Consider the following 17405-nt stretch of genomic DNA (forward strand, 5'->3'; position numbering starts at 1 on the left):
AGAGTCTTGCGAGCGCCATGCGACTCACCAGCTTTGCGCTTGGTAACGGCCTGCAAGTGGTCGTGATCCCGGACCATCGCACACCGGTGGTGACGCAGATGATCTGGTACAAAGTAGGCTCCGCAGATGAGGCGCCGGGCAAATCCGGCCTCGCCCATTTTCTCGAACATCTCATGTTCAAAGGCACGGAGGAGCACGCGCTCGGTGAGCTATCGCAGATCGTGCATCGCGTCGGTGGAAACCAAAACGCCTTCACGTCCACTGATTTCACGGCCTATTTTCAGCGCGTCCCGCGCGAACAACTGTCGACCATGATGGACCTCGAGGCCGACCGGATGACTGGCCTGGTTCTGAAGGACGAGAACGTGCTAGCCGAGCGCGACGTCGTGCTCGAAGAGCACAACATGCGGGTTGCCAACAGTCCCGAGGCGCGGCTGTACGAGCAGATGGAGGGAGCGCTCTACCTCAATCACCCCTATGGACGGCCGATCATCGGTTGGCGACGAGAAATCGAAAAGTTGGATCGCGAGGACGCGCTCGCCTTCTACCGCCGCTTTTATGCACCGAACAATGCGATCCTGGTGATCGCTGGCGACGTCGCAGCCGCCGACGTGCGCCTGCTGGCCGAGTACAATTTCGGCTGGATCCCGGCCCGGCCCGCGATTCCCGCACAACGCATCCGTCCCCAGGAGCCGGAGCCCGCCGGCCCGCGCACCGTCACGCTGTCCGATCCGCGCGTCGAGCAGCCGAGCGTGCAGCGCATTTATCTCGTGCCCTCAGCCGCGACCGCGGCGCCCGGCGAGAGCGAGGCACTCGAGGTGCTCGCGCATTTGATGGGGGGCGGCAGCAACTCCTATCTCTACCGCGCGCTCGTCGTCGACAAACCGCTCGCGGTCTCCGCCAGCGCCAGCTATTCGAGCATCTCGCTCGACCCGAGCCAGTTCTCGATCGCGGCCTCGCCCAAGCAGGGCGTCAGCTTCGCGGAGGTCGAGCAGGTCATCGACAACGTGATCGCCGACATCGTGCAGAACCCCATCCGTGCCGAGGATCTCGAACGGATCAAGAGCTGGCTCATCGCGAGAGCGATCTACGCCCAGGACAGTCAGGCGGTGCTGGCGCAATGGTACGGTGGCGCGTTGACGACGGGCCTGTCCATCGAGGACATCCGCAGTTGGCCCGATCGCATCCGCGCCGTGACTGCCGACCAGGTGCGCGCCGCCGCGCAAAAGTGGCTCGAGAAGAAGCGCTCGGTCACCGGCTATCTGATCAAGGACACCACCACCTCCAAGCGCGAGGAGAAGCGTTCGTGAACCAGTCCTTCCTTTGCACTCGACGCACTGCGCTCTCCCTTGCAGGCGGACTCGTCGTCTCGCTCGCGGCGACCGCGCCGTCGTTCGCCGCTGCCAAGATTGAGCATTTGGTCTCGCCGGACGGCATCGAAGCCTGGTTCGTGCAGGATGCGACCGTGCCGCTGATCGCGATGGAGTATTCCTTTGCCGGTGGTGCGTCGCAGGATCCCAAGGAAAAGCCGGGCGTCGCCAACCTCGTCGGCGATCTTCTCGACGAAGGTTCCGGCGATCTCGATTCCAAGACCTTCCATGAGCGGCTCGATCGCCGGGCCATCGAGCTCTCCTTCAGCGCCGGCCGCGACACGTTCCGCGGCAGCCTGCGCATGCTCCGCGACAACAAGGACGAGGCTTTCGACCTGTTGCGGATGGCGCTGACCTCACCGCATTTCGACACCGCCGATGTCGAGCGTATCCGTTCCGAGGTGATCTCCGGCCTGCGGCGCCGCACCACCAATCCGACGGCGCTTGCCGGCCGCAAGTTCCTGGAGATCGCCTTCGGCGATCATCCCTACGGTCGGCAGACCAGCGGCACGCTGGAAAGCGTGCCGACCATCATGGTCGCCGAGATGAAGGACTATGTCGGCCGGGTGCTTGCGAAGGATACCTTGAAGGTCGCGGTCGTCGGCGACGTCGATCCGGATACGCTCGCCAAGCTGCTCGACCAGACCTTCGGCGGCCTGCCGCCCAAGGCAAAGCTGACGCTGATTGCCGACGTCGAGGCGGCCAAGCCGCCGCAGCGCGCCTTCGTCCCGCTCGATGTGCCGCAGACCGTCATCATCTTCGGAGGGCCCGGCGTGAAGCGCAGCGATCCGCACTTCATGGCCGCCTACGTCGTCAACCACATCCTGGGCGGCGCCGGGCTGTCCTCCCGGCTCTATCGCGAGGTACGCGAGAAGCGCGGGCTCGCCTATTCGCTGTATGAATCGCTGCTCTGGATGGAGCACTCGGCCGTCTTCATCGGCAACACCGGCACGCGCGCCGACCGCGCCGGCGACACCATTGACGCCATCGAGAAGGAGGTGCGCCGCCTCGCCGAGGAAGGACCGACGCAGAAGGAGCTCGACGAGGCGAAATCCTATCTCAAGGGCTCGCAGATGCTGGCGCTCGACACCTCCTCCAAGCTCGCGCAGGCGCTGCTGCAATATCAGCAGGACAAGCTGCCGATCGATTATATCGAGAAGCACAATGCCATCGTCGATGCCGTGACGCTGGACGACGCCAGGCAGGCCGCAAAGCGGCTCTGGAGGCAGGGCTTGTTGACCGTAGCGGTCGGCCGCGCCCCGCAAGCCGCGGCGCAGCCGCTTGCCGCACCCGCGACGAACTCGAACTGAACTGCCTTATGGCTAGTAGCGCTCCATAAATCGAACTCGCCGCCTCCATGACTGTGCACGAAGAGAATCAAAAACATCTCCTCTTACACGCGTTGTTTGATGCGCTGCGCTTCGCTGCTAACCTCTTAAGAGACGGCGATGCGCGACCCGCTTGAATTCTCCTAATGGGTATTCGACCCAGATTGTCGGTATATCCGTTCGGCGAACTCGGTGCGTTCCGATGCTCTCGCGGCCTTGCTTGACTAGGCTGTTCACCCGCTCGCCCGGCCGGGAGAGGAGCAGTTGCAGACAGTCGCTGCCCTCAACAAGGTCCTTGCGCACGACGCCCGCTAGCATCGGTCGCTTCAGGGTAGTCCGGCGGACATAGGCGATTTTCCGCAGATATCTGCGCAAAGTATCGTTTTTCGATACTTTGCGCAAACGACTATGGGCAAATCCGTTGTTTTGACATTGTCGGTGTTTCAATCGCTCAAGTTGTCTTGCTCCTTCGGCGGAAGCGAGGCCTCGTTCGCCTTTTTGTCTCCGTTACGCATCATGCGCGTTCTTTGCCGATAAATTCCGGGTTGTTGAGTCGGATATAGTTGTCTGATTGGACGCGAGTGCCGCCTCTCTCGCACCGTCAGCAGGTTTCAGTCATTCATCCCGTGGTCGAAGGATTCCTGGTGCTGCCACCAGCAGCATCAAACTTTGCATGGCAGCTGGCACTTGCGTGCCTATCGGTCGGATCAGCCCTGAATGGTCCGTTGCCGGAGTGAGGAGCGCCAACGCGTCAAATGCGCTTGAATCGGTCGTAGCGTCAAGTTGTACTCTATTCCGGAGGCATATCCGCGAAGCATACGCAAATGAAAAAAGCCCTTCTCACTGTTGTACTATGTTCCGTTTTCGGTTTGCTCGGGCTGAACGCGGTTGCACTTGCGGACTCTACCCGACGCTATGATTGCACCATAGACGGGACGGATCGAGAGCCGGTAGGCGATCGGAATGGGCACATCATTGTCAGCCTTCAATACACCTGTCGCGTCGCGGATGGGCTGTTGAAGGACGCGGGAATTACGGGAATATCGGTCAGCGAGTGGGACGGTGAGAAAGGGAAGTACCTGGCTTCTCTCGACGTTCACCGCGCGCTCGAAGGATTTGCAGTTGGCCAGCTCTTGGAGGGGATCGGCTCCTCAGTCATGGAGAACAACAGGACCGCTGGCATCGCAGCTTCGGGTAAGACGGCGTTCAAGTTCGCATCCGGCTCGTTGGCAGCTCTCTCCGGAAAGACTGTCAAATTTACGACCATGCCCGCCGGTGCTCGTCGGTTCGAGATGGAGTTCACAGATTGGCCTGAGGCTGCTCAACCGAAATGACGCCGCGCCGCGGCAGCACACGTCACGTCATTTCCGAAGTCCCGGCTACGGTATGAATGGCGGGACGCCTTGCTCGACGACGATAGCGAATCGCAAGCAGGTAGTTGATGTTCTGCCGATCCAAAGCAACTTGTTAGTGAATGCCAAAGGGGCGAACAGATAGTTCTTCGCAACAAATCCGCTGCCTGAAGCACTTGAGAGCGGCTCATACGATGAGTTGATGATCAAGGTGAAACAACAGCGCTTTCCATGGCATCGGGCTTTGGAGCCACTCCCGCGAGTTTCTCGTCTATGCATATCGCGGGTCGAGATCCAGTCAATTCGAGTGACGATCCAAGCACGCTTTATCCTTAACCCTGCACAATCGGTGGCCGCTCGGAGCGAATTCGCAGTTATCTCTTTGCAACCAGCGCGCATTCGCCAGCGCCGGTCGCAGAGAGCTCAACGTATGCTCCCCGATTCTTGTTCACACGTGGGAGTTTCGTGGGATTCTAGGGGGCTCCTTGGCAAAACTCATGTGCATCCGGCAGTCAAAGCTCCAGGCAATCTGGTAAGCCACGGCCGAGCAGGCAATAGCGGCCCTATAGAAGGCTATCGGCTTCGCTTTCGACAAATTTACGCCGGCAGAACCCGCAACCTCTAAAGGCAGCAGGATGTGATCTTGAGTAACAGGACTTCCTCTAGCGTGGGATGTTGGCTTCGCAGTTATAATATTGTCCGGAAAGCCCCATTTTTCTGCAAGCCTCCTTTAGTACGTCCTTCGGACTAGCCCAGTTCGGTTTCCATTGATCTCGATCGAAGCGGACGTTTTTGTATAGATCCCACATGATGATCCCTGACCGAGAATGCTTGATTGTCTCATCTATAATCTTCGTCAGATCATCTCTGGTAAGTGGCAGATTCCCGCTTGCTGGTTGTCCCACTTCAAAGCCGACCGTAATCGGTGGCGTGATCAGGAGCTTGCGGGGCTGAATTGAGGCTCGAGCGCCTGTTCTCGATCCTGAGACTTTTGCGTTCAAGTCTGCAAACTTCGAGTCTGCCGGCAGTCCGTTGCCATTTTTGAGCCAAACCGCGGACTGCGCATAGTAATAGTTTGCTTGTCCTACGAGATCGCATGGAATGTGAGTCCCGGGACGGGTGCGCTCACAGTCCAGTTCACCAAGATCGTAGGACATAATGCCGACCTGGCTTAACTTGTCGATCTCCGCCTTGTGGAGCAGGGCGGTGTTGTAGATCAGGCCATAAAGATTGCCGCCCCGCCATACACCTCCATAAATGCCCGAGTTCGGAGCGACAGTGTCCCAATTGGCCGACATATTCGGGATCCCACCGTTGGCAGGGGCTGCAACGCTGAGCTTCAAGGATCGATTGATGCTTGTGATCGCGTTGTCCAGCGACTTCAGAATCGCAGCGAACTTCTCGACCGTCCACGGCATAGCGCGTGGAAGCTTGTCGCTGTCAGGATCGAGTTTCATGGCGTCGCCAAATACGTCAGCTCCGATGCCAAGTTTCATCAAGGCCTTGTCGTCTAGCATCTCCGCTTTCATCGCATCATTGGTCGGTGCGGGTGGTGTGATCTTGTCGGGAGTCAACGTCCAAGACTTGGCATTGATGTCGGCGTGCCAGAACTCTTCATAATCGACATCGATGCCCGTAACCCCAAGATCATTTGCGAGCGCAACGATGTTCTTGTATGCGCTGTCCGCGTCGCTTCCTATGATGCCGCTTTCAAATTGAGGACGAGGTATTTCAGTCGAAGGGTTCGGAAAGGTATCATACACTTCATCCTCGGGGCCGCATGAATTGCTCTTTCCTGCCGTCGCATCGTAGATCTTGGGATAACAACTGAAATTCCATCCGCCGACTGCTATGGAGGTTTCCACGCCGTGGGCTCTTAGATCGGCGACGATCCTTTTCAGAGTCTCGAAATCGGCTTTCGGATCTCTGTTCTCCGTAGAAACAGTCTTGGTTGTGCCTTTGTCACGGCTACAGGTATAACCAAAAAGTCCCGTGCAGGTCAGATCGTTCGATGTGTATTTGGTCAAACTGGGCTGCACGAACGACAGCACGAGGCTGTTGAAATTCGTCTGATCGTGCTCGATCTTCTCGCTGAGCTCCTTGAGATTTTCCAAACTCGCGTAGTAGTCCGGCGTGCCTTTTTCTGCTCCGGGGCCCGTCAGGTAATATGCCGAAATTGTGGGCGCCGCGAGCCCATTGCCTGCAAGGCAAGATGTAAGCGTGATCGACAACAGAGCCTGCCGCAATGTTCTGCTGCCGTTCATCATTGTTTTTCCTTTTGACAAGATCGACGGCTGTCCTGCTGCCGAGCGTTGAAGCCTGTCGTTAATGGCGAGCTTCTGCATTTGTTCAGATCCGGCGAAGAAGTGCTCAGGGGCGCCGCAACCGTTGGCGAGGAGAATCCTCGCTCTAAAGGCTCGCGGTGGCGCTCATAGTGGTCGCGATGGGTGGAACAGAATTGACCAAGCACTTGTCCCTGCAGTTCGCAAGAATGTCTCCCCCTGAAATGGATTCTCTTTGGAAATGATGCGGCTATTCGAAGGCCTCAAGACGGTTAGGAGAAACTGGCGGGGCACGGAGCTACATCCGCTTCGGGAGGGCGCTTTCTCTGCTGACGCTCCGATCACCAGTGCGGATCGCGTCGGCAGGGGGATTCCGCACGGGCACTCGCGCGCGTTCTGTATCGTCATCGCGGCAGCGAAAGCCTGGTCGTCGCATTGCGCGGGGAGTGGGGTTCAGGAAAGACCTCAATCAGGAACCTCGTTGTCGAGGCGCTTACACCTCCGGGTGAGGCCAATATGCAAGTCGTAACTTTCAATCCCTGGCAATGGGGAACTGACGACGCAATTACGCGTGCGTTCTTCCGCGAAATCGTAGTGGCGCTCGGCGACGCTGAACAATCCGTTTTTTGCTCGCCGACGAGCACCCGAGTTTCGTCGATACGCTAAGAAGCTGGAATCTCTCTCGGGCGGCTCAATAGAGTGCCGGAACACCGCGGAGGTGAGATTTGTCGATGAAACCGATCCCTGAATTGGCCAGGGTAATGGGGGCTGCAAGACAAAATCCGGGGCGCTGGCGGTCTAGGTTTAATAATCATTCGATATATCAAGTTATGCTTGATTTTTGGTTTGTTTTTCGAACTAGACCGAAGTTTGATAATGTGCTATTATATCAATCATGGATAGACAAAGGGGTCAACTCTTAAACCAGCTCGATAAGCTTCTTCCGGAGGGGCTGGTAGTGGATTCCGCTTGGCTCAAGCGACACGGCTACTCAACTCAGCTCCAGCATCTCTATGTGCAACGTGGCTGGCTCGAACAGCCAGCTCGCGGGGTCTTTCGGCGGCCACGCTATGAGCTGAGCTGGCAGCAGGTGGTGATATCCCTGCAAGGCATCCTGAATTATTCACCGCTCGTGGTGGGTGGACGGACGGCGCTCGAATTGCAGGGATACGCCCATTACCTTTCGCAAGCGACGAGCCGCGTTCATCTCTACGGACCGAAAGCGCCACCATCGTGGGTGGACAAGCTGCCGCTGACGGTCAAATTCATCTACCACAACGATCAGCGGCTGTTCAAAAACGATCCCGTCGCGAAGGGCATAGGCAGCGTCCGCTGGAATGTCGAAACCGGAAAGATGCTGGACGTCACGGCCTTCCGGGGAGGCGACGTCACTCAACTGAATTGGGGACAATGGGACTGGCCTCTGACCCTGTCTACGCCCGAGCGCGCCGCTTTCGAACTGCTCGACGAATTGCCCAACAACGAGACCTTTGAACAGGTCGATGCACTGCTCGGTGGCCTTGCCAATCTTCGCCCCGTTCGCTTGCAAAAGCTCCTGAAAGATTGCGCCAGCGTGAAGGTCAAGCGTCTCTTCTTCTATTTCGCCGATCGTCACAACCATGCCTGGCTCAAACGGCTCAACAAGGAAACCGTCGATCTGGGACACGGTAAACGCATGCTCGTCAAAGGTGGGGTTCTCGATCCGACCTATCAGATAACGGTACCGGGGGAGCTTGATGGCGTTCGCTGACATTTACAAGAAGCAGGTCGCGCTGTTACTGCGCGCCCTCCCATGCCGAACCGCCGGTTGCGCCGAACCGGGTTCGCCGATATCGCCGTCCTGCTTGCCATGAGCCTCTCCCCGATTCTGGTCGTGAGAGACTCCGCATGCACCGGAAAGCGGTTCATTCAATGATGATGCCGCGCTCTTGACCACTGAATCGAGAAGCGACGACAACGCGTTGAGCGCTTCCAGGCTGACAAAGGGCTCTGCCGTCGGGCTGCAACCGCGAGCACATGCCGCGCGGTCGAACATCCAGGATGGGATCTCCAGAAAACGCTGCGTCACCGATCCATCCAGCGTGCAGCGGAAAACAACGCGGTCCGCCTTGTCGATCACGGCATGGACGAAAACCTCGCGGCCTGCCCAAGGGTGAAGCCGGTACAGAACCTCACGGCATACGGTCCCGTGGGCGTTCTCAAGCCTTGTTGTACAACGACCGACGTCCACATTCGAGTCTTGACGACATGACCCCGGATCAAGCCTACTTCAACCTTCCGCCGCTCCGCGCGGCGGCCTAACCCCAGCAGAGGCTCCACTTATCGACGCGGAATTTTTGTTCAGACAACTGGGACCAGTTCAACGAACGCGTGGGCCCTCGATCGTTTCTTGCAACCCGGCCCTGTAAGGTACGCCGTGGATATAAAAATGCGTCGGCTGTCCCGTGCTCGGCCAGAGGCCCACGGCTTTCAGCTCATCTTCGAGATAACGCGGAAGCGACCTTTCGCGGTGCTCCCATCCCCCGGGAATGAGAGGCCCGATATCCGCGAGCGGCTGACGGGATGCTCCACCGGCCGAGGATCCGCCAGGATCGTGGACCGGCTGAATAATAACTTGTCTGCCTAGCGGATTGTTTACGGCCGGCTCCCACGCTCGGCTATCGAACGATGCCGTGTAGGGCCGAGTGTAAAGAGACAAATTCGTCGGCAACTGCAACGGCCTCGGTAGGAGCCCTGCTCTGTCCAGTGCTCCGATCAGGACGCCGGGGGCCGGTTGGCGGCCGAGATTGAATTGCGAGGGATCGAATTGCAGGGGAAGGAGATGTCCGAAATCACGCGGCGGCGGCCAAGCCGGTAGGGCGGCTGCCGGAGCGGATGATTGTTGCGACAGGCTTAAGGAAGACGGCATGCCTTCCCAAAAGTTCGCGAGGTCCCAACTGTCGGCGGGCAGCTGGCCAGCTTGGTCCGCTTCCTGCCAGAGCTCCTCCGGATCGACATCTTGCAACGGCGAAAGGGCTGCCTGTTCTCCCATCTGCCAGGAGCCGACCGCGCCCGAAGCACCGTCCCCGAGGTTACTGTTGCCGGACTCACGCGTCATATCCAGGCCGATAGGCGGCGTAGTCGCTGTTCGCTGGTTGGAACGAGCTGCATCATCGATGATATGTCCGCCTTCTGCCGTGGAACCGTGATGTGGAGGCCCGCGATCAGCTAATGTGTTTGAGCCACGATACTTACGAAGCGCTTGCAAGGCGGCTCTCAGGTGGTAGGCACCCGGTGATACCCTGTGGGCGTGATCGACCAGCGAATCGTGATCGAGTGCAGTAATCGTTTGACCTGGCCCGAGAGAATTCGCCAAGTTACGCAAAGCGCGATTATACCGCCGGGCAGTCCCGCTGAGCCACCCTTGGTGCCTAGTCTAGTGGCTCTTCACAGTGATTTTGACTGGTTGGGTTCGGGCGGTCAGATTAACTCCGGCAGAGTTTTGGGATCGACGAGGAGTTCGATACTGCGAGCCGTCCTTGGCAACCTTTTGATAAGGCCTGCTGTCTCGAGCGATCGTACCATTTGGTGAACCGAAGGCGGGCTGACGCGGAAATATTCCTGCATGTCGGCTTCTGCCGGAGGCCTTCGATGCAGTCTCGTATAGAGGTGGATGAAGGCGAGGTATTGACCCTGCTTGGGCGTGAAGGTTTTTGCCGAAGGACTCACGCCGGCCATCCGATTCAGTTGTTCGTGCGTGCCTCTCAGGGAGGCAGCCATGAATGTACGCTATCGGATCGAACTCAGCCAAGTCGAGCGCGGCGAACTCAAGGCGCTGCTCACCGGCGGCAAGCATGCGGCCCGCAAGCTCAAGCGCGCCCAGATTTTGCTGGCTGCCGATGCCGGGGCCGGTGACGAGGAGATCGCCAGGAGCGTCGGCGTGGGCGGCTCGACCGTGTACCGGACCAAGCGCCGCTTCGTTGAAGGCAATCTGGAACGGGCGCTGAGCGAGGAGCTGCGGCCCGGGGCGGAACGCAAGCTCACGGGCAAGGAAGAAGCTCTGCTGGTGGCGACCGCCTGTGCGGCCCCTCCAAGGGGGCGTACCCGCTGGACGCTCGATCTGCTGGCGGGTGCACTCGTCAAGCTCACCGAGCACAAAAGCCTGTCGCGCGAGACGGTCCGGCGACGTCTGGCGGAGAATGATCTCAAACCCTGGCGCAAGGACATGTGGTGCATTCCGCAGGTCGATGGTGAGTTCGTCGCCCGAATGGAGGACGTGCTCGATCTCTATGCCGAGGCACCCGATCCGGGCAGGCCGGTGGTTTGCTCACATGGGGATTGAGTGTGTCAAGGTGGTTGGTCAGCTCTTTGTTCGATGGCAGGCCAGCTCTTCGTCCCGACCTTGGAGCTTTGGAGATGGCGCGCGCAGATCAGCGATCAATTGTGGGGTTCGGTGACATCGTTTCACTTTCTTGCTTTTGTTTTTGACTGTGGGATTGTGGGCAGCGCGGTAGCGCTGTCCGTCAAATCCACACGCCCCTCGATGCTTCGCGTGAAGATGCGCCTTGGCTGGATCAGGCTTTACGAGGCAACGGGCGACGCTCGTCTGTCGACGCTGCGGCATTTCGCGTCCGACCTTGCGCAAATGGTTGCGCCGTTTCCAGGAAGCCGGCGAGGTTGGGCTGGTCGAGCGCAGCCGCCGGCCGCTGCGCCAGGCGAAGCAGAAGGTCTTCGAGCCCGAGGAGTCGTTGATCCTGTCGCTGCGGCGTGAGCGCAAGCTCGGGATCAAACAATTGCGCAACGAACTGATCCGCTACCACGACGTTGCACTCTCGCTCGACACGCTGCATCGCGTGTTGTGTCGCCACGGTGAGCAGGTACTGAAGCGGCCGTGCCGCAAGATGAAGGGCACAAAGCGCTACACGCGGCCAGTTCCTGGCGACCGGGTGCAGATGGACGTCTGCAAGATCGCGCCGGGCGTTAGTATACGGCGATTGACGATTGCTCCCGCTACAAGGTGCTGGGCGTTTATCGCCGACGCACAGCGGCCAACACGCTGGACTTCCTGGAACGCCTCATTGAGGAGACGCCGTTTCCGATTCAGCGCATCCAGACCGATCGCGGCCGCGAGTTCTTTGCCGAGGCTGTGCAGCAAACGCTGATGGACTGGGCGATAAAGTTCCGTCCCATAAAGCCGCGCTCACCGCATCTGAATGGCAAAGTCGAACGGACTCAAAGGGCAGACCTCGAGGAGTTCTGGTCAACGGTCGATCCGAAGGCCGCCGACATCGAGGATCGGATTGCCGAATGGCAACATCATTGGAATTGGCGCCGCCCGCATACCGCACTCGGCGGTGGCACGCCGGTCGATCGCGTCTGCGACCTGACGAACATCACCCCGTTCACAGACCAGGTGGAATCCCGCTTCGACCCTACAAAAGAGCGGATCAGAATCCCAGACTATCGCTTTGATCAGGCGTTCGCTGCGCTGAAATGATGTGACCGCCGCTCACGGCAAATCCGGCGGCGGTCCTCTTCTTCCGGAGAGGGAGCAACGACCATCGCACAGACCCGCGGCTCGCCGCGCTTGTAGGCCAAAAGCGCCCGCAGCAGCGTCTCGCCATCCAGCCTGTCCGTCTTGGCCCGCCTGCGTCGGCGCGAAGTCGCGATCGAGGCCGGATCCACCACGTGGCTCTCGATGCCCTCCTGCTGCAGACTGCGGTGAAGCCAGAACCCATCCAGCCCCGCCTCCTGGATCGTGATGATCGGATAGCTCTCACCCGTTCGCGCCTGCGCCTTGCGCTTTAGCTCTGCGAACAGCTTCAAGAGTTCCGCAATATCGCCGGCCTTCACGCTGTGTTTGGACATCTTCTCGCCCTTGCCGGGCGACAGCGAGGTAACCAGCCAAGTCGAACGGCTCAGTTCCATCGACACAAAAATTGCGCCAAACTGCGTGCGGATAGCGGCCGGTCCGTCGGAATGATGATCGAGCAACATCGTCGTCTCCAGGTTGAATGGATTCAGCAACCTCAGTCTGGCCTCAGACCTCGTCGCTATCCACTCCCCATGGAATCTTCGACGAAAGCCCCGTGCAGCTCATCGGCGAGGTCCGTCAGCCAATTCCGCCAAGGCCCGGCCGGCCCGAACGTTACGATTACGAATACCATCGCAATGGGACGGTCAATCTGTTCGTTCTCCTCGACGTGCATCGCCCCTGGCGGAAGGTCAAGCTCACCGAGCGCCGAACGGCAAAAGACTATGCCCAATGCATGCGCGACCTCGTCGACATCCATTATCCCGATGCCGAGATCATCCGTGTCGTGCAGGATAATCTATCGACCCACTCCGCCGGCGCCCTGTATCAAACCTTCCCGCCCGCCGAAGCACGGCGCATCCTGCGGCGGATCGAGTTCCACTACACCCCCAAGCACGCGAGCTGGCTCAATATGGTTGAGATCGAAATCGGCGTCCTGCGGGGACAGTGCCTCGACCGCAGGATCGACAACACCATCCGCACGGCCGAGGATCGCGAGCTCAAGGCGCGGTACAAAGTCGACGAGATTGAGTCGACGACGCTTGAGGGCGCGTTGGGGGCGCTCAAGCTCACCCGCAAATATACAATGTGAGCTGCCGCGGTCCGCTTTTTTTGACCCGCTACCTCGCAACGAATGGAGCCCGGGCGTGGCGAATGCCTTCACTGCCTGCCACGCCCGACTAACTCGACCAGTGCGCCGATTGCGAACATGAAGCCAAACAAAAGGAACCCAGCCAGCGCTCCCACAAGAACGCCGTCGCCGCGCAGAAAGCCCCATCCCGTTCCGACCGCGCCGAAGATGCCGCCAACTTTGACCAGGTCAGGAAGATCCGCCTTGGTCTATTTGGCTCTGCTCATGTGAATCTGCCCCCGGTCGATCCCTCAGGATATCCAAAGCTGTTGACCTGCGCGACGATCGGAATCACCTCAGCGATCGTCTGCCGGCCGGCCCTCTTCCTTTAGCCGCCGCCACCGAAGCGGCTCGCGTGAAGAACTGCCGCCGTGATGTAGCCGCGGCGGTCCCTTGCGTGGTAAATACGCTACCAGCGTTGGTCATTTGAAAGCCCTTTCAAGTGATCGATGTTAGAGCCGGAGCGAGGTGCCCGCCTTGCCCCGGCTTGCTTTCATGATATCATGACATATGCGCAAATCAACTCGTGATATCACGAAATTAGCAAAGAAGAGACCTTCCGAAGCCGGCGAGGCGGTGCTGGTGCGGCTGCAGCCAGAACTGGCAAAGCCGCTGGATGATTGGCGCCGAGTTCAGGACGATCTTCCCGGACGGCCTGAGGCGATCCGGCGGCTCGTCGATATCGGGCTGAAGGCGAAGGCGAAATAATCTCTGGGGACGGACCATGAAGCCGCTAATCGGACTTGTCGCGCTACTGCTTACGACCAGCGCGTTCGCTCAAACTGCTCCGCCGAGAGCCGCTAAGAGGCCGCCAGTTCAGGCAAAGCAGCAAGCCCCGATGGGTTGCAAGTTGGTTGGCACGGTCAGGGGCACTAAGCTTTGGGCGGGCGACTGTACTGCTGCGCCGGAAGCTCCGCTGCCCGCATCACCGGCTGAACCGCCCAGCGACGCCCCCGCAGAGAAGCAGTGATTGGCATCGTCTGCTCGCTGGTGCTGCCCATTGTGGTGGGGATACCCAAAGATCGTTTCCCGGTTGCCATTTTTTCCCAATATGGTGGCGTTGCGCTCGGGTGGGCGCTCCAAGAGCGAGCGGCTCCGTCGCCAGCCCCGCCGTCTGCTTTGCACGCGCTGTAAGGTGGCTGGCGGCGAGGACCGTCAATGGATTTGCCAGAACGCCTATTGATTGGGTTGTTTCTATGCGCGGTCGTTTCCGCGCTTTGGATGGTTGGCTAGGAGGTAACGCGCCGATGTCCGATCGAGAAATCGAGCATGAAACCGCCGTGAAGCAACTCCTAAGGAAGGCAGCAAGGCGAAGGCGTCCAAGTCAGCTCTACTCAATCGTCCCGCACGGCCAAGAGACTGATGCAAACCGTGAGTTCGCATCGCGTCGCGAGCCGAACGGCCTCGTATGGTTTTTCTTGTTCTTGCCAGCGTTTGTGATTGCCTACGCAATTTGTGTGAAGATGGGCGCGATTTAGGATGACCATCCCGCCGGCTTGTGGGTTTTCGGCGAACGAAATGAGCCGGGTAAATGTCTAGCTCGGGCGAAATTCAGGATCACAGCCGTCGTTTATTCCAGAAGCTAGTCGCGGCTGGCCGCCCATGCGTCGGGAACGCTGCGGGCACAGAAGCTGCCCCAGGAATAGACCGTCCATTTCTGCAGCGGTTTGGCGATAAGGCGGCCCAGCCGAGAAGGTCGCTGAGGTCGCGCTCCCCTTTTCCGGGAGGCGCCGCATGACAGCCTTCGCCACATTCCTCGGCGAGAAGGTGGAGCGTTACATCGAGCTGCGCCACCCCCTCGGCTACACCTTCAACAAGCAAGCCGCACGCTGCGGGCTTTCGTTCGCTACGTCGGGCGCTCTCGGTGGGATGCGCCCGCCACCCGGACAATGGCGCTGGACTTCGTCCTGTCGTTCGGCGGCGCCGGCAACAGTCGCGCCGTTCGTCACGGCGTGCTCCGCCGATATTACGAGTACCTCGCCGTCCACGCCCCCCGGGACAGAGGTCTTGGAGTGCAGAGCCTTCCCTAGGTCCAGGGCGATTCCGCCGCCGCGCATCCTAAGCGAGGCTGAGCTGGCGTCGCTTGTCGACGCATGCAGCTTCATTTCGCCCAGGATCCCTCTCAGGGGCCGCACGATGGCGATGCTGATCGGACTATTGGCCAGCACGGGCGAAGTGGTCAGGCTTGGTCGCGGCGACGTCGATCTGACCAACGGGGTCGTCCTCGTCCGCAAGACCAAGTTCCGTAAAGACCGCCTGGTTCCTGTTCACCCCACGACCCAGGCAGCCCTTCGTCGATACGCCCGTGAGCGCGACGCCGTGTTTTCCAGGCCCAAAGACGAGGCCTTCTTTCTCAGCTCGCGAAGCTGCCGTCTGTCAGCGGCCGGCCTGCAAAGCAACCTCGCGAAGGCCCGCAAGCTCATGAAAATCATTGAAAAGCGATCAATCTAAGCGTTTAGATTGTAAGAACTGGGTGGGGCTCGCTGATGGCGAAGAATCCGAGACAAGTCCTTCAGGACATTAGAAAAACGCTCAATGGAGCGCCTGATGCAGGCACGCTGCGCGACATCCGGGCCACACTGGACGAGCCTGGGTTTCTTGCCGAAATGGCTGAGTTTCTCAGGGGAGCCAATGATCCGGATACCAAGGCCGAGATATTGAGCGATCTGATCGCAATTTCCCGCCACTGCACCGACAAGGGCGCCGAACGAAAGAATCAACTTACGAACGTCAGATATGGTATTGGAGGTGGAACAGCGCTCGCAGCCTCGGGCTTGATTGGTTTGGCAGCAGGCGCGCCTATCTTATTGCTGGCGGTATTTTCGGGTGTCTGGATTGCCGGGATTGCGGTACGGGCAACCGGGACATTGAGCGAGGAAGAGCAAATCTACACTGATATTGGCGCACGAACGGCGAAGATGCGGGAGAAGTTCGATGTATGAAGTTCAGAGGTGGCTTTACGACGGGTCGATTAGTAGCGTCCTGTCGATATTTGCGGCTCTGCTCAGCGTCGCCGCCGCTGCTTACGTCACGTTCATTCTCAAACGACTCACCAAAAGAGATTCATCCGCCCGGGAAAAATTGCGTTCGGAGATGGACGAATGGATGTCGAACGTGCGGCAAAGCTATGCAAAAAATATCCCTCTAGGCGGACCAAAGACCAGAGGCTGAAGATCGCCACGATTGGCGTGGGGCCGCCGGATGATCATCCCGGCGACCTTTTAATTTTACGGTAATCTTCTCGCGCCTTAAATGCGCGATAGCACAGATCATCACTTATGAAGCCATCGACTGTGTGGGCAAGCCGTTCCCGAAGTTCTTCCCCTGTCCTGATCCGCAGCACTGGGCTGATCAATCAAGGGTTTCATCAACGCGGGCCGCGTGGCTTGCTTTAAGAGAAGGGTTGTTGAGGCAGTAGTTCCTCCTCGGGAGAAAAGGAGGGGCCTCGGACGGCAGGTCACCTTGATATTCTGGTGACAGTTAAGCGGCGTGAGACACCACTCGATCAAAGGCAACGAGGGAAGTGCGCGCACCTTTCAAAGCGCGGCGAACGCGACGGCGGACACGAGCCGTCGGCGCGCTTCTGATAACATCCCGTAATCATCAATTCTGACGTCGTCCCGTGACGAACTCTACTCGGCCCGCTCCGACGCAGCCCTTAGACTGCCCGGTACTGGAAAGTTACGTCTCCCGTTCTCGCGTCGTGGTTCAAGCGCTCGTGCATTTCCTTGCTGGCCTTGAAAACCGGAAGGCGCCTCTTGTCGACTTGCACGAGCTCACGCGTTCGCGGGTTTCTGCCCGTGCGAGCCTGCCGTTGCTTCGTGGAAAATACTCCGAAGCCACGCAGCTCAACCCGATCGCCGCGTACGAGCGCAGCAGCGATCTCGGCGAGGATTGCGTTCACGGTATTTTCGACATCGCGCCGACAAAGGCTCGGTTTTCGGTCGGCGATAAGCTGAACGAGCTCGGACCTAATCATCGACGCTAACGTCCACAGATTTTGTGCGCGATCATTTCCTCGAATGCGCTAGCCTGGCGCGGGATCAATCCGATCCGCGGGCCGCCCGCTAGCTCATTCGATACCGCTCGTCGCTGCCTTGGCTCCAACCTACGCTCTTATCAGCAAGAATCGATTCGAAACTCTCTTCACTCCAAGGTCGGTATTGATGCGCATCCCCTCGGATCTGATCCGCGATCGACGTTCGCGCCGTGTAGGTATGGTCATGATTTCCAATGCCTACAACCTGACGCAGCGTGAGATCAAAGCTATTTCCTTTAAGCGAGGCAGCTAGACTGAGCCGGAATCAATCCACGGCGGACGTTGAATGAGCGCGGCCAGCTTATCAAGCCTTGAGAAGCCATCTGGACGTTGTTCCGCCATCTCGATCGATAGCGCTAATTGATCACAAAAGACGATGTCAGACTGGCC

Annotated in this window: 12 protein-coding genes and 5 pseudogenes; 12 read left to right on the top strand and 5 right to left on the bottom strand. The window is 59.0% G+C overall.

All coding sequences use genetic code 11. The annotated features are described in order from the left end of the window. The first annotated feature begins 17 nt into the window (after positions 1–17). From NLM33_RS36070 to NLM33_RS36080, 3 genes are all read left to right on the top strand, one after another. The gene (locus NLM33_RS36070) at positions 18–1310 is read left to right on the top strand and encodes a pitrilysin family protein (RefSeq protein WP_254103233.1); all 1293 of its coding nucleotides are present in this window, start codon (positions 18–20) and stop codon (positions 1308–1310) included. Beyond that, complete coding sequence (locus NLM33_RS36075; RefSeq protein ID WP_254103234.1) at positions 1307–2680, top strand: pitrilysin family protein; 1374 nt, start codon at positions 1307–1309, stop codon at positions 2678–2680. Before NLM33_RS36070 ends, NLM33_RS36075 begins: the two co-directional genes overlap by 4 nt. Positions 2681–3522: 842 nt before the next feature. Beyond that, complete coding sequence (locus NLM33_RS36080; RefSeq protein WP_254103235.1) at positions 3523–4032, top strand: hypothetical protein; 510 nt, start codon at positions 3523–3525, stop codon at positions 4030–4032. A 680-nt stretch (positions 4033–4712) separates the two neighbouring features. On the opposite strand, the gene NLM33_RS36085 is transcribed toward NLM33_RS36080, so the two are convergent. Continuing rightward, on the bottom strand, positions 4713–6395 hold the full coding sequence (locus NLM33_RS36085) for a glycosyl hydrolase family 18 protein (RefSeq protein WP_254103237.1): 1683 nt from the start codon (positions 6393–6395) through the stop codon (positions 4713–4715). A gap of 324 nt (positions 6396–6719) precedes the next feature. On the opposite strand from NLM33_RS36085, the pseudogene NLM33_RS49830 reads away from it, so the two are divergent. Beyond that, positions 6720–6998 (top strand): annotated as a pseudogene (locus tag NLM33_RS49830) (P-loop NTPase fold protein); the annotation flags it as partial. A gap of 229 nt (positions 6999–7227) precedes the next feature. Then, positions 7228–8082, top strand: coding sequence for a type IV toxin-antitoxin system AbiEi family antitoxin domain-containing protein (locus NLM33_RS36090; RefSeq protein WP_254103238.1), 855 nt, complete (start codon positions 7228–7230; stop codon positions 8080–8082). A gap of 3 nt (positions 8083–8085) precedes the next feature. Here the strand turns inward: NLM33_RS36090 and NLM33_RS36095 are convergent, their stop codons facing one another. Together NLM33_RS36095 and NLM33_RS36100 are read right to left on the bottom strand one after the other, a co-directional pair. After that, positions 8086–8451 carry a hypothetical protein gene (locus NLM33_RS36095; RefSeq protein WP_254103239.1) on the bottom strand — a complete coding sequence of 122 codons (366 nt, stop codon included), beginning with the start codon at positions 8449–8451 and terminating at the stop codon, positions 8086–8088. A gap of 1340 nt (positions 8452–9791) precedes the next feature. Beyond that, on the bottom strand, positions 9792–10091 hold the full coding sequence (locus NLM33_RS36100; protein ID WP_371930026.1) for a LexA family protein: 300 nt from the start codon (positions 10089–10091) through the stop codon (positions 9792–9794). Between NLM33_RS36100 and NLM33_RS36105 the strand changes: the two are divergent. Continuing rightward, positions 10090–10638 (top strand): annotated as a pseudogene (locus NLM33_RS36105) (IS630 family transposase); the annotation flags it as partial. The gene NLM33_RS36100 and the pseudogene NLM33_RS36105 overlap by 2 nt on opposite strands. A 216-nt stretch (positions 10639–10854) precedes the next feature. Then, positions 10855–11808: pseudogene (locus tag NLM33_RS36110) on the top strand (IS481 family transposase). 5 nt (positions 11809–11813) lie between these two features. Here the strand turns inward: NLM33_RS36110 and NLM33_RS36115 are convergent. Then, positions 11814–12308 (bottom strand): annotated as a pseudogene (locus NLM33_RS36115) (IS110 family transposase); the annotation flags it as partial. Between the two features lie 71 nt (positions 12309–12379). Here NLM33_RS36115 and NLM33_RS36120 point away from each other — a divergent pair. The 5 genes and pseudogenes from NLM33_RS36120 to NLM33_RS36135 form a co-directional block, all read left to right on the top strand. Beyond that, positions 12380–12937, top strand: a pseudogene (locus NLM33_RS36120) (IS630 family transposase); the annotation flags it as partial. Positions 12938–13558: 621 nt separating this feature from the next. Then, positions 13559–13684: a hypothetical protein gene (locus NLM33_RS49385; RefSeq protein ID WP_256570579.1), complete on the top strand. Its 126-nt coding sequence runs from the start codon at positions 13559–13561 to the stop codon at positions 13682–13684. Between the two features lie 1026 nt (positions 13685–14710). Continuing rightward, a complete protein-coding gene (locus NLM33_RS36125) occupies positions 14711–15427 on the top strand; it encodes a tyrosine-type recombinase/integrase (RefSeq protein ID WP_254103240.1) in 717 nt (238 codons plus the stop codon). A 35-nt stretch (positions 15428–15462) separates the two neighbouring features. Continuing rightward, positions 15463–15918: a hypothetical protein gene (locus NLM33_RS36130; RefSeq protein WP_254103241.1), complete on the top strand. Its 456-nt coding sequence runs from the start codon at positions 15463–15465 to the stop codon at positions 15916–15918. Next, positions 15911–16147: a hypothetical protein gene (locus tag NLM33_RS36135; protein WP_254103242.1), complete on the top strand. Its 237-nt coding sequence runs from the start codon at positions 15911–15913 to the stop codon at positions 16145–16147. The genes NLM33_RS36130 and NLM33_RS36135 overlap by 8 nt, the downstream gene beginning before the upstream one ends. A gap of 487 nt (positions 16148–16634) precedes the next feature. On the opposite strand, the gene NLM33_RS36140 is transcribed toward NLM33_RS36135, so the two are convergent. After that, entirely contained in the window at positions 16635–16955 is a 321-nt protein-coding gene (locus tag NLM33_RS36140; protein WP_254103243.1) for an integration host factor subunit beta, read from the bottom strand. Positions 16956–17405 lie beyond the last annotated feature (450 nt).

The organism is Bradyrhizobium sp. CCGUVB1N3 (genome assembly GCF_024199925.1).
Lineage (GTDB): Bacteria > Pseudomonadota > Alphaproteobacteria > Rhizobiales > Xanthobacteraceae > Bradyrhizobium.

Excerpts from the sequence above, each read along its gene's own strand:
- NLM33_RS36085 (WP_254103237.1), bottom strand. The coding sequence starts at position 6,395 with ATGCAGAAGCTCGCCATTAACGACAGGCTTCAACGCTCGGCAGCAGGA.
- NLM33_RS36140 (WP_254103243.1), bottom strand. The coding sequence starts at position 16,955 with ATGATTAGGTCCGAGCTCGTTCAGCTTATCGCCGACCGAAAACCGAGC.
- NLM33_RS36070 (WP_254103233.1), top strand. The coding sequence starts at position 18 with ATGCGACTCACCAGCTTTGCGCTTGGTAACGGCCTGCAAGTGGTCGTG.
- NLM33_RS36090 (WP_254103238.1), top strand. The coding sequence starts at position 7,228 with ATGGATAGACAAAGGGGTCAACTCTTAAACCAGCTCGATAAGCTTCTT.
- NLM33_RS36080 (WP_254103235.1), top strand. The coding sequence starts at position 3,523 with ATGAAAAAAGCCCTTCTCACTGTTGTACTATGTTCCGTTTTCGGTTTG.
- NLM33_RS36135 (WP_254103242.1), top strand. The coding sequence starts at position 15,911 with ATGTATGAAGTTCAGAGGTGGCTTTACGACGGGTCGATTAGTAGCGTC.
- NLM33_RS36100 (WP_371930026.1), bottom strand. The coding sequence starts at position 10,091 with ATGGCTGCCTCCCTGAGAGGCACGCACGAACAACTGAATCGGATGGCC.
- NLM33_RS36125 (WP_254103240.1), top strand. The coding sequence starts at position 14,711 with ATGACAGCCTTCGCCACATTCCTCGGCGAGAAGGTGGAGCGTTACATC.
- NLM33_RS36130 (WP_254103241.1), top strand. The coding sequence starts at position 15,463 with ATGGCGAAGAATCCGAGACAAGTCCTTCAGGACATTAGAAAAACGCTC.